Annotated in this window: 13 protein-coding genes and 1 pseudogene; 9 read left to right on the forward strand and 5 right to left on the reverse strand. The window is 74.0% G+C overall.

Annotated elements, in window-relative coordinates; translation table 11 throughout:
* Window positions 1-2 precede the first annotated feature (2 nt).
* Window positions 3-326 (reverse strand): hypothetical protein, encoded by a 324-nt coding sequence (locus tag ABT093_RS24000; RefSeq protein ID WP_350567713.1) that lies wholly within the window; start codon window positions 324-326, stop codon window positions 3-5.
* A 223-nt stretch (window positions 327-549) separates the two neighbouring features.
* On the opposite strand from ABT093_RS24000, the gene ABT093_RS24005 reads away from it, so the two are divergent.
* The 4 genes from ABT093_RS24005 (at window position 550) to ABT093_RS24020 (ending at window position 4,388) form a co-directional block, all read left to right on the forward strand.
* On the forward strand, window positions 550-3,324 hold the full coding sequence (locus ABT093_RS24005) for an ATP/GTP-binding protein (RefSeq protein WP_350567715.1): 2,775 nt from the start codon (window positions 550-552) through the stop codon (window positions 3,322-3,324).
* 125 nt (window positions 3,325-3,449) lie between these two features.
* Window positions 3,450-3,827 (forward strand): hypothetical protein, encoded by a 378-nt coding sequence (locus tag ABT093_RS24010; protein WP_350567717.1) that lies wholly within the window; start codon window positions 3,450-3,452, stop codon window positions 3,825-3,827.
* Window positions 3,824-4,120 (forward strand): hypothetical protein, encoded by a 297-nt coding sequence (locus ABT093_RS24015; RefSeq protein WP_350567720.1) that lies wholly within the window; start codon window positions 3,824-3,826, stop codon window positions 4,118-4,120. The genes ABT093_RS24010 and ABT093_RS24015 overlap by 4 nt, the downstream gene beginning before the upstream one ends.
* The gene (locus tag ABT093_RS24020) at window positions 4,113-4,388 is read left to right on the forward strand and encodes a hypothetical protein (protein WP_350567722.1); all 276 of its coding nucleotides are present in this window, start codon (window positions 4,113-4,115) and stop codon (window positions 4,386-4,388) included. The genes ABT093_RS24015 and ABT093_RS24020 overlap by 8 nt, the downstream gene beginning before the upstream one ends.
* 103 nt (window positions 4,389-4,491) lie before the next feature.
* On the opposite strand, the gene ABT093_RS41015 is transcribed toward ABT093_RS24020, so the two are convergent.
* Window positions 4,492-5,373 (reverse strand): NsdA family TPR-like regulatory protein, encoded by an 882-nt coding sequence (locus ABT093_RS41015; RefSeq protein WP_502884305.1) that lies wholly within the window; start codon window positions 5,371-5,373, stop codon window positions 4,492-4,494.
* Entirely contained in the window at window positions 5,330-5,752 is a 423-nt protein-coding gene (locus ABT093_RS24035) for an NsdA family TPR-like regulatory protein (protein ID WP_350567729.1), read from the reverse strand. Before ABT093_RS24035 ends, ABT093_RS41015 begins: the two co-directional genes overlap by 44 nt.
* A gap of 238 nt (window positions 5,753-5,990) precedes the next feature.
* Here ABT093_RS24035 and ABT093_RS24040 point away from each other — a divergent pair, with 238 nt between their 5' ends.
* From ABT093_RS24040 to ABT093_RS24050, 3 genes are read left to right on the forward strand one after another with little or no spacing between them, the layout of a single operon-like run.
* A complete protein-coding gene (locus tag ABT093_RS24040) occupies window positions 5,991-7,016 on the forward strand; it encodes a methyltransferase (RefSeq protein ID WP_350567732.1) in 1,026 nt (341 codons plus the stop codon).
* 43 nt (window positions 7,017-7,059) lie between these two features.
* Window positions 7,060-8,112 carry a methyltransferase gene (locus ABT093_RS24045; RefSeq protein WP_350567734.1) on the forward strand — a complete coding sequence of 351 codons (1,053 nt, stop codon included), beginning with the start codon at window positions 7,060-7,062 and terminating at the stop codon, window positions 8,110-8,112.
* A 60-nt stretch (window positions 8,113-8,172) separates the two neighbouring features.
* On the forward strand, window positions 8,173-9,561 hold the full coding sequence (locus ABT093_RS24050) for a tryptophanase (RefSeq protein WP_350567736.1): 1,389 nt from the start codon (window positions 8,173-8,175) through the stop codon (window positions 9,559-9,561).
* A gap of 940 nt (window positions 9,562-10,501) precedes the next feature.
* Here the strand turns inward: ABT093_RS24050 and ABT093_RS24055 are convergent.
* Together ABT093_RS24055 and ABT093_RS24060 are read right to left on the reverse strand one after the other, a co-directional pair.
* On the reverse strand, window positions 10,502-10,762 hold the full coding sequence (locus ABT093_RS24055; RefSeq protein ID WP_350567739.1) for a hypothetical protein: 261 nt from the start codon (window positions 10,760-10,762) through the stop codon (window positions 10,502-10,504).
* Window positions 10,759-11,109 (reverse strand): hypothetical protein, encoded by a 351-nt coding sequence (locus ABT093_RS24060; RefSeq protein WP_350567742.1) that lies wholly within the window; start codon window positions 11,107-11,109, stop codon window positions 10,759-10,761. The genes ABT093_RS24055 and ABT093_RS24060 overlap by 4 nt, the downstream gene beginning before the upstream one ends.
* 497 nt (window positions 11,110-11,606) lie before the next feature.
* On the opposite strand from ABT093_RS24060, the pseudogene ABT093_RS24065 reads away from it, so the two are divergent.
* Both ABT093_RS24065 and ABT093_RS24070 read left to right on the forward strand, forming a co-directional pair.
* Window positions 11,607-11,867, forward strand: a pseudogene (locus ABT093_RS24065) (glycerate kinase); the annotation flags it as partial.
* Window positions 11,868-12,096: 229 nt separating this feature from the next.
* On the forward strand, window positions 12,097-13,377 hold the full coding sequence (locus ABT093_RS24070) for an LPXTG cell wall anchor domain-containing protein (protein ID WP_350567744.1): 1,281 nt from the start codon (window positions 12,097-12,099) through the stop codon (window positions 13,375-13,377).
* The last annotated feature ends 302 nt before the right edge of the window (window positions 13,378-13,679 follow it).

The raw sequence follows: 13,679 nt of genomic DNA on the forward strand, positions 1-13,679 counted from the left end.
GGTCAGCTCCCACCGGTCAGCTCCCCCAGGACCGCGGTGTAGTGGGCGGCCAGGCGGGCGGCCTCCCCGGCGTCCACGCCGTCCTTCAGCCGCTGGAGATCGCCAATGGCCTGCTGCCGGGCCTCCAGCAGAACGTCCAGGGCCGCCGGGTCGGCGCCTTCCCTCGCCGCGCGGCGCAGGTCGCGGATGCCTGAGCTGTACCAGGCCACCACCGCGGTGATGACCCGCACCGCCCGGTCCCACTCGCCAGCAGGCCCCTGCGGGCCGGAGCCGGCCGGCAGGCCGGTGTTCTCGGCGGGGCCGTCCTCAGGACGGGGGTCGGGCACGGTGGCACCACCTCGGATCGGATCGTCACGGTCGCCGCCAGTCTCACACGCCGGGCCCGCCGCATGTGCCGCGCCCGGTCGTCCGGGCGGCCGGGCGCCCAGCGGCCCGGCCGCCCGGCGGGTAGAACGCCCTGGCGGCTGGGCTGGCCGGGCGGCCGGTACCGCCGTCGGCGGGCGAGGGCGTAGGTTGATGGCCGGTCAGGCACAGGGGGAGAGGGCACACGTGGCGCGAAACCTGCGGGCGCTGTTCGGCTCGAACGAGCGGGTAGGCGCCGACGAGGCGTTCACCAACCGCGAGGCCCAGTGGCGCACGGTGACGGACGCGCTCGCCGAGCACCTGGCCCGGATCGGCGCCCCGGACTTCGACATCCAGGACCTGGAGGCTCCCCGGCACAACGTGCTGGTCTTCCACGGCGTCGGCGGGATCGGCAAGACCACCCTGTCGCGGAAGCTGGAGGCCGCGCTCGCCGCCTCCGAGGACCGGCCCGCGCAGTGGGGCGAGCCGACCTGGCCAGCCGCACCGCGGCTGCTGCCGATCCGCATCGACCTCGCCCGCTCCGCCGGCACCGACTTCGAGCACCTGGTCCTCGCCCTGCGCACAGCGCTGGCCGGCCTGGACCGCCCGCTGCCCGCGTTCGACCTCGCGCTCGGCCGCTACTGGGAGCACAACCACCCCGGCGAGCCGCTGGAGGACTACCTGCGCCGCGCAGGCCTGGCCGGCCGCGCCGGACGAGCCCTGCCCGGCCAGCTGCAGGCCGCCCTCGGGGAAGCCGCCCAGCAGCTGGGCCTGCCCGGCGCGATCGGATCCGCCGCCGGCCAGATCACCACCGCCGCCGTCCGGGCGGTGCGCGAGCGCCGCGCCACCGCCCGCGCCCTGGCCGGCTGCCCCCGCCTGGCCGACCTCCTGGAGGCCGAGCCGGACCTGGAGGCGCTCTCCTACTACCCGCACCTGCTCGCCTACGAGATCGACCGGCTTCCCGCGAAGAAGGCCGTCGTGCCCATCGTGCTGCTCGACACCTTCGAGGACACCGGCGACCGCACCAACCGCGACCTGGAACGCCTGATCCAGCGCGTGGTGTGGCTGATGCCGAACGCCCTGTTCGTCGTCACCGGCCGCTCCCGCCTCCAATGGGCCGATCCCGCACTGCAGGGCCAGCTCGACTTCACCGGGCCCGCCGCCTGGCCACAGCTCGCCGCCCACATCCCCACCGCCCGCGCCGACCGCGCCGGGACGGCCGACCCGACGGGCACCGGTACAGCCGAACCCGCCGGCCCGGGCAACCAGGCCAGGACGGCCGTCAGCCGGCAGATCCTGATCGGCGACTTCAGCCCCGAGGACTGCGAGGACTACCTCACCCGCCGCCTCACCGCCGACGGCCGGCCCCTCATCGACGACCAACTGCGCCGGATCATCACCGCCCGCTCCCACGGCCTGCCCCTCTACCTGGACCTCGCCGTGCTGCGCTTCCTGGAGATCCGCCGCACCCGCACCCCCGAACCCGCCGACTTCGAGCACGACTTCCCCGCCCTGCTCGCCCGCACCCTCCAGGACCTCACCCCCGACGAACGCCACGTCCTGCGCGCCGCGAGCCTCCTGGACGCCTTCGACGTCCCCCTCGCCACGGCCGCCGCCGGCCTGGACCGCCAGGCCGCCGCACTGCGCCTGATCGAGCGGCCCTTCGTCCGCGAGCACGAGGCCGCGCTGTGGCCCTACCACCTGCACGCCGTCGTGCGCTCGACGATCCGCCGCGCCGACGACCACACCGACGACCGCTGGTCCCTGGAGGACTGGCAGCACGCCGCCGCCCGCGCCCTCGACGCGCTCGGCGGCCAGTGGACCGCCGGGCGGGACGCCGGCGGCCGGGCCCTGCTGACCGGCTGCCTGCGCCAGGGCCTCGTCCTCGCCCGCGACCACCGCCTCGGCCTCGGCTGGCTCGCCGATGCCGCCTGGGCCTACATCTCCGACTCCGTGTGGGAACCGATCGCCCCACCCGCACCCGCCGCCTTCACCGGCGCCGGGCAGGCCTCCGGGCACGGGCCGGCCGGCACCGCGGTCCTGCAGACTCCGGCCGACGCCCTGGTCGAGGCCCTGCGCACGCTCGCCGCCCGCCAGCGCGAACACCGCACCCACACCGCTGACCGCCTCACCCGCGTCATCGACAGCCGGCTGCTTCCCGCGGACCTGACCGACCTCGCCCTCTACTACCGGGCCAAGGCCCACCGCGACCTCGGCCGCACCGACGCCTCCCGCCAGGGCATGCGGCAGGTCGCCGCCGGCACCACCCGCCTCGCCCCCGCCGCCCGCCGGGGCCTGGCCCACCTCGCCCGCCTCGACGGCGACTTCCCCACCGCCCTCGCCGCCGCGCAGAACCTCGGCTGGGCCGGCCGCCAGCACCGCGTCCTGGGCGACCTGTGGTGGGTCCACGCCGAGATGGACCAGGCCGCCGCCGCCTACGAAGCCGCCCGCACCGACGCCGAACACCACGGTGTCGCCGGCGAGGCAGCCACCTCCCAGGCCCAGCTCGCCTTCGTCCGCGCCTTCACCGACCCCCAGGCCGCCGACGACGACCTCCACCTCGCCGAACAGCTCCTGGCCGGCCTCGACCTGCGCGCCACCACCCTCACCACCCGCATCGCCGCCCTTGTCCGCGACGCCGGCACCCCCGGCGACACCGTCCCCGAGCGCGCCGACGTCCTCGGCGCGGAGGTCCGCGCCTCCGGCGTCCGCGCCGCCGAGGCCGCGCTCGCCCTCGCGATCTGCTTCCACCACGCCGTCCTCGACGACCCCGACAACCAGAGCGCCCTCGCGATCGCGATCCGCGACCTCGACCACCTGACCCGCGGCCGCGACTACGCCTACTACACCGACATCGCGACCTTCATGGCCGGCCAGGAGCTCCAGTTCCCCTCCCCCGCCCGCTGGTACGACGGCCCCGACCAGGTCCGCGACCGCTGGCGCACCCTCGTCACCGCCCGCCGCACACACCTCCGCCTCTGACCCCGGACAGTCGGCGGGACGCGGCCGTCCGGCAGCAGCGGCCCCCGTTTCCCGCCGACGTCACGGCCCTTCCCCACCGCTGACCGGTCGTCTACGGTGAGGTCCCCCGAACACCGGAGGCCCCCGTGCCGGACAGAGCAGACCTCACGCCGCAGTACCGCACTTACAGCGGGGAAGACGAAGCCACCGGCGCCCGCTTCGTGATCGCCTACGAGGGCGACGAGGAAGCCGACGCCGAACGCAAGGCGCAGCTGCGCGCCATGATCCGGCGGGTCATCGCGGACCTGCGGACGAACAGCCGCAGGAGAACGCGCGGCCGGCGCTGCGGCTGGTACGGGGCGACGGCTCCTGAACACGCCGCGGGTCCGCACCCCAGCAGGGTGCGGACCCGCTACGGCGAGGAGCCGATCCGGGGATGGCCATCGCGGGCGCGGCCCAATGGCCGGCCGGCACCGGATACCGTGGTCCCAGAGGCAGAGGCAGAGGCAGGAGGAACCCGATGAGTGTCCAACCCGTGTACCAGCCCCCGCAGCCCCGTGTGCCCCGCACCCCCGACGGCATCGCCGCCGCGCTGCAGGGCGGCCGCCGCATGGAGTTCTACCGCGAACTCGGCCAAGCACCCATCGACCAGGCCGAACAGGTTCTGAACCGCTGGTGGTGCGAAGCGGAGATGGACACCGACCCCGCCCAGGACCGCACCATCGCCGCCGCCCGCAACGGCACCCTGCCCACCACCACCATGGCCGACGTCCTACGGCTGCGCCGCGAACGGGGCGGGGACCTGCCGGGTGAGTAACGGAGAACCGGACGACCTGTGGCCGGTCCTGCCGTCCGAAGCCGTCCAGGACACCCTGTCCGACCCCAGCCTGCCCGTCGACCTGTTCTCCGTGATCGTCGCCCTCACTGTCGCGATCGCCGAGAACCCGTGGCTGCCGGAGAGCACTGCCCGCGACAGCGCCGGCGATTGGCGCCGGCTTCCGATCCCCCACGGACGCGGCCTGGTCGAATACGTCATCGACCCCCACAACCACGTCGTTCGCCTCACCCGCGTCATCCCCCTCTGACACGCCACCTCCCCACAGCACGACCCGGCTCGAAGGCCACCCTGCAACCAGCGGGCTCAGGAGGAAACGGGGTCTTCGTCGTCCGGGAATTCGTTGCCGTCGCTCACTGGGCCCCGGGACGGCGAAGGACCGCGGACGCGGAGGTGCCGGCCTGGACGACGGCGTGGATGCGGTCGCCCTCCGGGTCGCGGTACAGCTCGGCGCGAAGCCACCAGCGCTTCAACACCCCGCCGATCGTCGTGTCGTCGGCCTCCCCCATCTCCCGGTAGAACTCCATCCGCTGCACGGGGGGCACGGCTTCGGCGACGCCGTCCTGGGTGCGCGGGATGGGCTGGCGGCCGTCGTGGTGACCGTGCACGGGCTGGGCGCTCACCATTCCGGCGTCGAGAGCGCTCCTCGCCGGCGGGGGCTCCGCGTGGTCGAGCAGACGGCGGGTCCGGGCGAGGTGGGACATCGCATGGCGGTGCTCGCCGGCCCCGGCGACGGCCACGGCCTGCTGGCCCTTGAGATAGGCGGCCTCCCGGGCCGGCAGTCCCCGGGCATGGCGGCCGGCCGCCTCGGCCAGGTCCCGCGCGTGGTTGTGGTGGCCGAGGTAGAAGGCCTGAACGCTCAGGGCGCGCAGGGCCCTCGCCCGCAGGGCCGGGTCGGCGGCCTCGTCGGCGAGCTCCCCGGCCGTCCGGTAGTAGGCCTGGGCACGTCCGTGGGAACCGGCGTCGAACTCGGTGAAGCCCGCCAGGCAGCTGAGCCGGGCGACCGAGACCAGTAGCTGCCGGCGTAGCCGCGGGGCGGCGGGCAGCCGCAGCCAGTCGTCACCACCGTGCCGAGCACGCAGGTCAACGCGGTGCTGACGAGCTGTCCGCCGGAGGACTCCTCCGCGCTGTGGAACGCCGTCGACAGGTGGTCGGCGGTCTGCAGCTGGTCCTTCCCCAGCCCGCCGTGGATCAGGCCGGTTCCCGGGGCGGCTCGGCGTCCCCCGCCATAGGATGCAGCGGAACCAGGCCCGTCAGCGTGTAGGGCGGCACGGGCCGACGGGGTTCCGCTCGGCCGAGGAAGGCCAGGACGTCGGCCGCGGCCGGGCGGTCACCGCCCTCCGGGACCGGGGCGGCGGGCCGGGCAAGGCCGGCGTGCTCGGGGGCCACCGGGCGGCCCAGCCACCGGGAGAGCACCTCACAGAGCAGCCCGGGCACCGGTTCCATGGGGAGGGAGCCGGCGAGCCAGTGGCTCACCGAGGTCCGGTCATAGCGCAGGACGAGGCCGCATTCCACGCCCGCCCGGTTCACGGCCCGGGCCAGGCCCTCCCCGCTCAGCGCCGCTTCGTCGAGCAGGGCCCGCAGCCGGTGGTTGGGTGGGCGGCTTCCGGTCATGGTCACTGCCTCGCCAAAACTCCGCAGCCGCCGCCCCACCGCGCCATCCCGAAGGCCCGCGCACGCCGTCTGCCCGCCCATCCTGGCCTTGCCGGTCCCGGCGGGCAAGGGCGCGGACGCCTGCGCCCTGTGTTCGCGCGGTCGCGCGACGCAGGCCACCGCGCAGTACATTGAGAAGGCCGGTGCGGACACCTCCGCCCGCGTACGTGCGGTGTCCGACGCTCTCCGGAGGACCCCCATGAGTACCCAGGCCGTGCCACTGCCCCTGCTGAACCTCACGTTCGGGGTGCACGCGTTCAAAGCGCTCGCCCTGGCCACCGAGCTGGGTCTGTTCACCGAACTGTCCGGCACCACGACCACCGTGGCGCGCTTCGCCGCACGGCACGGCATCGACGAACGGCCCGCCGAGCTGCTGCTCACCGCCTGCACCGCACTCGGACTGCTGCGGCGCGACGACGCGGGAACATACCGCAACTCGGAGATGTCCGAGGAGTTCCTGGTGCGCGGCAAGCCGTACTACTTCGGGGGCTGGGTGACGGTCGTGGACCGGCACGAGTACCCCGCCTACCTCAAGCTGGCGGACTCCCTGCGCGGCAACCACCCCGTCAGCTGGGACCCGGTGCGCCAGGAATCGCTGTTCGCGCCGGACGACCCGGTGATGCTGGAGCACTTCTGGGAGGGCATGCACGCCCTGTCCGCGTTCACCGCCCGCCGGCTCGCCGAGTCCCAGGACTTCACCGCCATCCGGCGCGTTCTGGACGTGGGCGGCGGCGGGGGCGCCTTCGCCGTCGAACTGTGCCGCCACCACCCCAGCCTGCGGGTCACCGTCTTCGACCTGCCATTCGTCTGCGAACTCACCCGCCCCCGCATCGCCGCGGCCGGCCTGGAGAAGCAGATCGACCTCGTCGGCGGCGACTTCTTCACCACACCCCTCCCGAAGGGTCACGACGCCGTGCTGCTCTCGAACATCCTGCACGACTGGGGCGAGACGGACGCCCGGAAGATCCTTGCCGCCTGCGCCGAGGCACTTCCGGAGAACGGCAAACTGATCATCTGCGAGTCGTTCGTCGACGACGACAAGCGCGGCCCCGTCCCGGCCGCCCTGATGAGCCTGAACATGCTGGTGGAGACCTGGGGCCGCAACTACACCGCGGGCGAGTACACCGCCTGGCTACGGGATCAGGGCCTGGTGACGGAGCGCGTGCTCGCCCTGGACGGGGCGCCCACCACCGGTGCGCTCGTCGCACGCAGGATCCGGCCCTGACCCCTGCCCCAACCGTCCGCCGCCACTCCCGAAGGACTCACCCGTGACCACGAACCCGGCGCCGGCCATGGCCCTGGAGGACCTGACACCGGTGCTCTTCGGGCACGCCGCCTTCCAGTACCTCAACGCGGGGTGCGAACTCGGCCTGTTCGACCTGCTGCGCGACCGCCCGGGCCGCACCGGGGAGGACGTGGGCCACGAACTGTCGCTCGCCGCACGCGCCACCGACATCCTGCTGCTCGGTACGACCGCGCTCGGCCTGACCGTCCGCGACGACGACGGCCGCTACCGCAACGCCCCCGCCGTCGAGGGGCTCTTCGCCGACGGCCAGTGGCCACGCTTCGCCAACGTGGTGGCCTTCGAGGCGCACATCGTCTACGAGGCGCAGGCCGACTTCACCGAGTCGCTGCGACACAACACCAACATCGGGCTGCGCCGGATCCGCGGTACCGGCCGTGACCTGTACCACCGGTTCGCCGAGAACCCGGAGCTCGAACGCGTCTTCTACCGCTACATGCGCGCCTGGTCGGAACTGTCCAACCCCCTCCTGCTGGCACATGAGGGCTTCGCACAAGCCGAGACGGTGCTCGACGTGGGCGGCGGCGACGCGGTGAACTCCATCGCGCTCGCCCGCGCCCACCCCCACCTGCGGATCACCATCCTGGAGATCCCCGCCACCGCGCCCCTTACACGCCGGCGAATCGAGGAGAGCGGGCTCGCCGACCGGATCACCGTACGCGAGGGCGATATGTTCCAGGAGCCCTTCCCGGCGGCGGACTGCGTGCTGTTCGCCCACCAACTGGTCATCTGGGAACCCCACGAGAACCTCGCCCTGCTCCAGCAGGCCCACAAGGCCCTGCCCGAGGGCGGCCAGGTGGTCATCTTCAACTCCTTCTCCGACGACCGGGGCGACGGCCCGCTCATGGCCGCCCTGGACAGCGTCTACTTCGCCTCCCTGCCCGCCCGCGGCGGCATGATCTACCCCTGGCGCCAGTACGAGCAGTGGCTGGCCGAGGCCGGATTCGACCCGGCCACCATCACCCGCACCACCGCTGCCTCCTGGACGCCGCACGGCATCGTCACCGCCATCAAGTAGCCACGGCCAACCGCACACCACACCGCCGACCCCGACCCAACTCCCCAGCAGGAGGTACCCATGACGGCCGTATACCCGGCGGAGCCCTGGCGGATCAAGATGGTCGAGCCGCTGCGCACCACCACCCGCGAGGAACGCGAGAGCGCCCTGCGCGCGGCCGGGTACAACCCGTGCCTGCTACGGGCCGAGGACGTCTACATCGACCTGTTCACCGACTCCGGCACCAACGCCATGTCCGACCTGCAGTGGTCCGCCATGATGCGCGGAGACGAGTCCTACTGCGGCGCCACCAGCTTCTACCGACTGCGGGACGCGGTGCGCGCCCACTACGGCTACGAGCACGTCATCCCCGTCCACCAGGGCCGCGGCGCGGAGAACCTCCTCTCCCGCCTCCTCATCCGCCCCGGCCACCACATCCCGGGCAACATGTACTTCACCACCACCCGCGCCCACCAGGAGCTCAATGGCGGCACCTTCCACGACGTCATCGTCGACGAGGCCCACAACCCCGCCGACGAGAGCCCCTTCAAGGGCGACGTCGACCTGGCCAAGCTGGAGAAGCTGATCGGCGAGGTCGGCGCCGACACCATCCCGTACGTGTGCGTCGGGGCGCCGGTGAACATGGCCGGCGGCCAGCCCGTCAGCATGGACTGCCTCGCCCGCGTCCGCGAACTCACCGCTCGCCACGGCATCATGGTCGTCCTGGACGCAGCCCGCGCCGTGGAGAACGCCTACTTCGTCCAACAGCGGGAACCCGGGTGGGGGCAGCGCAGCATCGCCGACATCCTGCACGCGATGTGCGACCTGACCGACGGCGCCACCATGTCCGCGAAGAAGGACAGCTTCGCCAACATCGGCGGCTGGCTCGGCCTGCGCGACCCCGACCTCGCCGAGCAGGCACGCGGCCTGGTCGTCCTCTACGAGGGCATGCACACCTACGGCGGCATGGCCGGCCGCGACATGGAGGCCATCGCCCAGGGCATCGCCGAATCCGTCCAGGAGGACAGCATCCGCGCCCGCATCGCCCAGGTCGCTTACCTCGGCCAGCGCCTCATCGACGCCGGAGTCCCCGTGGTCCGCCCCATCGGCGGGCACTGCGTCTGCCTGGACGCCGCCACCATCCTCGCCCACATCCCCCAACGCCTCTTCCCCGCCCAGACCCTGCTCGCCGAGCTATACCTCCACGCGGGCATCCGCGGCGTCGAACGCGGCATCGTCTCCGCCGGACGCGACCCCGAGACCGGCGAGAACCGCGCCCCCGCCCTGGAACTCGTCCGCCTCGCCGTCCCCCGCCGCGTCTACACCCGCGCCCACCTCGACGCCGTCGCCGACGCCGCCATCGGCCTGCACCGCGAACGCCGCGCCATCGCCCACGGCCTGCGCTTCACCTACGAGCCGCGCCACCTGCGCTTCTTCCAGGCACGGTACGAACCCATCACCCTTACCTGACGGCACCTCCGGGGAACGTCCAAGGCTCCCCTGCGAAGCGGTCGGACCGTCCGACAGCCCGACCGCTCCTCCGGGGAGCCTCGCCGTGGCTGGGGTGGCGCCCAGTGCGCGCATGCGGCCGGTGCGACAGATGGGGCAGACAGGACAGGTCGGGCAGCGCAACGCCCGCCGACGTTCAACGTTCCGGACCCTCCGCCGGGCTACCGGCGGCGGGACGGCGGGCGTGCAATGGAAGCCCGATCCCCCGGAAGTGCCCGTCCGGCCTCCGGGCGGGATCGTGCACCGCCGGAAAGGAGTCTCCCCATGACCGAACTCATGCTCGCCGGTCTCCAGGAGATCATCGACAGCGCCGTCCCCGAGTGGCGCACCACCCTGACCTCGAGAACGCGGACATACTCTTCACTGACCTCGGAGGACGGAACGCAGGGCCCTGCACGACCCGCACAGCCCACCCGCTCGCTCGGTGCCGCAGTCCTCACACGGCAACGCGCGGCGCGCCGCCTCCGCAGCCTCGGCCCGCGCCCGCCGCTCGGCCCGGCGAACTCCCTCGGCGCGCAGCATCGCGTGCTGGTGCAGGTGGGCGTCGACTGCGGCACGCCGCTGGGCGGCGTCGGCTTTTGGCGGACGGCTTCGCGGACCAGGACCTGGTGGGCGGTACGGCGGTCGGCAAGTTGCTGCTCGCAGTTCACGCGGGCGGCGCGGATGTCCAGGCGGATCCCGTCGTCGCACACCGGGTGGTTGCAGCCGGCTGCTGCGGCAGGCCTTTGGCGAGCAGCCAGCCGACCGGGTCGGCCACCAGGGCGCTGCCGCCCTCGGCACGCAGGCGGTGCCGCAGCTGGCCACCCGAGCACGGCGGACACACTCAGGCTACCGGGCAGCTGGCCGACGGCGGCGAGCTCCTCCCGCACTGCGGCCACGATCCGGCGCCTGGACCAGGGGGTCAGGTCGTGGGCGGGGGCGTGACCTGGCAGACGACGACGAGCTCCAGGCGGGGAACGACGTAGTAGGCGAGCAGGCCGCCGGCGACGTCGAGGTAGCGCATCGGCTCGCCGCTGCCCTGGTAGGAGGTGCCGTCCAGGTAGAGGGCTTCGGCGGCGCGGACGAGTTCGGCGGCCCGCTGTTCGACGGCGGCGAGGAAGTCGGCCGGGGCGCCGGCGGTGACGTGCTGCTCGCTGGGGAGGTACTCCCAGCTCCAGGTCACGCGTTCACCGCCGCGTAGGCGGCGCGGTAGAGCTCGGCGACGGTGGTGGCGTGCTCGCGGCACTCCTGGACGGTGCCGGCGTGGTTGGCGAGGTAGTTCGCCCGGTGCCAGGCCTGGGCGGTGGTGGGGTGCCGCTCGATCTCCACGACGGCGGCCCAGTGCGCCACGAACGAGCGGATCGGCTGGACGCTCCCGGCCGTGATGGCCTCGGCCATCGCCTTCGTCTGCCCGTCGATCATCTCGGGGAGACGGTCCGCGGCGACGACGGCCAGCGCGGCCTTCAGCGCGGCCGGACTCTGCTCGGGCCGGGGGATCAGCTCGACTCCGTCGTGCACGGGCTGACTCATGGCGTCACTCCCTCTCTCGTCTGATGCGAGGCTACCCGCTCCGGAACGTACGGACGGTCGGCGGCCTCACGCGGCACCACGGGCGGGTTCAGGCTCCGGCGGGCGAGCGATGCGCACCGGGACCGCCCCGGCCCGGGTGGCGCAGGCGACGGCCAGCGCGGCGCGGTGGCGCTCACGTTGCCGGTGACGCTCCGCCCGTACGTCCCCTGGCCAGCCGCCTGCCCGGCCGGTCCGGTTCCATGCGGCACACCATGGACCCCACCGAGGACGAGCTGGCGGTGGTGCACTCCGTTCACCTGGAGTCGCTGGTCGGGGACGCCACCGGCTACCACCGCCTCCTACGGCAGCTACCGTTGGCTTCACCACGCCGAAGAGGGCAGTCTGCCCGGTACGGGGCCGGACGTGAAGCGTGCGGCAGATGCCGAGGTAGCAGGCCGCTCCCTGCACGCACGGGCCGGACGGAGCATAGGCGCTAATGCGGTCCAGCCCCAGGGCCAGTGGTCGCGCAGGCCTCCGCCGGCGGTGCCGAGGGTCCAGCCGGCGGCACCGCCTACGGCCTGGTGGCCGCCTGGGCCGCCCAGGCGGTCCCCGGCGCGGCGGCGGTGGCCGAGCTGACCGACCTCGACGAAGCCGTCGCCGGGGCCGGCCTGGTGATCACCGGCGCGGGTCGCTTCGACGCCACCAGCCTGCTCGGCAAGGCGGTTGGCGAGGTCCTCGCCCACGCGCAGCGGGCCGGTACCCCCGCCCGGGTCGTGGCCGGCGAGGCCACCGGCCCCGGCGCCCTGACCTCACGGAGCTGTCCGGCGACCCGGCCGACGCCCGCGAACGGGCTGCACACTGGCTCACCGCCGCCGGTGCCCGGCTGGCCCGCGTGCGGACGGCCGGCTGACCGCAGGGCCGGTGCCCGCAGGCGCCGGCTCCGTGGTTCACCCGGACGCCGCCGCGTGGTGCCTGTGGCGGAAATCGCGGATCACATAGACGGTTCGTATGAGAAATGCTCACTACGTACAGGCCGGCCTCGCGACCTCCGCCGCGCTGGCGGCCCTGCTCGTCGGCTCCCCCCAGTACACCGCGGCCGCCGCGGGGACCCGCACCTTCGCCTACACGGGCGCGCCCGAACAGTACGTCGTTCCCGCGGGCGTCTGCGAGATCGCGGTGGACGCGTTCGGAGCCGCGGGCGGAAGCGCCGTCTACGGCTCGCCCGGCGGCAAGGGCGGTGAGGTCCGGGCGACGCTCCAGGTCCACGCCGGTGACGTCCTCACCGTCGACGTGGGCCAGGCGGGGAGCGGCGGTGACCTCCTCGTTCCCGACAGCGTGGCCCACGGCGGCTACGGCGGTGGCGGGCAAGGAGGGTCCGCGACCGCCGAGCACCGCCCCGGCAATGGCGCCATCGGCGCCGGGGGCGGTGGTGCCACCACCGTGACGGCCGCCGGAACCGCCCTGGTCATCGCCGGCGGCGCAGGCGGCGGCGCCGGCAGCTTCAGCGACAACGGGACCGGACGCGGCGGTGACGGCGGACAGGACGGGACCGACGGCGCGGACACCGGGGCGGCCCAGGCCGGCAAGGGCGGCAAGTCCGGTGGCCACGGCGGCGCGGGAGGCGCGGGCGGAACCGCCACCGCCGGCTCCGACCACGACGGCTCTCCGGGCGGCGCCGCCGCCGGCGTCCGCGGCGGCGACGCGGCCGTCAACGTCGGCGACATCCACATGGGAACCGGCGGTGGAGGCGGCGGCGGGGCTCACGGCGGCGGAGCCGGCGGCTCCTCCACGGGCAGCACGCTCGACGCCGGCGGGGGCGGCGGAGGCTCCAGCCTCGGTCCCGCCGGTGCGGCCTTCACCACCGGAGCGCGCAGCGGCGACGGCGAGGTCCGCATCGAGGAGCACATCTGCGCCACTCCTTCCCCCTCCCCGACCGCCACCACCAGCCCCTCACCCTCACCCTCACCCTCACCCTCACCATCGCCCTCGCCGTCCCCGACCGCCACCACCAGCCCCTCACCGACCCCATCTCCGACCGCCGCCACCACCACGACCGCCACGTCCACGTCCAATCCCACCCACACCGCGAGCCACGGCGGCACCGGCGCCCCCTCCCCCACCGGAGGCCCGAGCCACCACCCCGCACCCACCCCGCGACCCGGCGGCGGAGGCGACCAACTCGCCGAGACCGGAAGCATGACGCCGGCGCTCCTGCTCGCCGGGGCGCTCTCGCTGGGGGCCGGAGCCGCCGCGCTCCGCCGCACCCGACGCAGGGACCGCCGCTCCTGAGCGGCGTCTGAACCGCACCTGACGCCAACCGGTGCCCGGCCCCGCCCCACGCGAGGGTCGGGCGCCTTCCCATCCTCGCGGTGGACGGAGTGCCGGGCCTGCCTCTCGCGCGGCCTCGGCGCGCAGACCTCTCGTCCTTGCGTGCGGCAGCGGCGCGGCTCAACTGGTTTACGGTGCCGGGGTGTTCCCGTCGAGGAGCATCCGCTGGTACTCGGCCGGCTGCCCAGGCTCCAGGATCGGGCAACACCCATGCCCCGAAGGGCCGTTCGACGACCCCGGGCCCCTGCTCCACCCAACCTAGC

It is taken from the genome of Kitasatospora sp. NPDC002551 (assembly GCF_040296005.1).
Taxonomy (GTDB): Bacteria; Actinomycetota; Actinomycetes; order Streptomycetales; family Streptomycetaceae; genus Kitasatospora.

Coding starts and splice junctions, on each gene's coding strand:
- ABT093_RS24050 (WP_350567736.1), top strand. CDS start 8,173: ATGACGGCCGTATACCCGGCGGAGCCCTGGCGGATCAAGATGGTCGAG.
- ABT093_RS24060 (WP_350567742.1), bottom strand. CDS start 11,109: ATGAGTCAGCCCGTGCACGACGGAGTCGAGCTGATCCCCCGGCCCGAG.
- ABT093_RS24040 (WP_350567732.1), top strand. CDS start 5,991: ATGAGTACCCAGGCCGTGCCACTGCCCCTGCTGAACCTCACGTTCGGG.
- ABT093_RS24035 (WP_350567729.1), bottom strand. CDS start 5,752: ATGACCGGAAGCCGCCCACCCAACCACCGGCTGCGGGCCCTGCTCGAC.
- ABT093_RS24015 (WP_350567720.1), top strand. CDS start 3,824: ATGAGTGTCCAACCCGTGTACCAGCCCCCGCAGCCCCGTGTGCCCCGC.
- ABT093_RS24070 (WP_350567744.1), top strand. CDS start 12,097: ATGAGAAATGCTCACTACGTACAGGCCGGCCTCGCGACCTCCGCCGCG.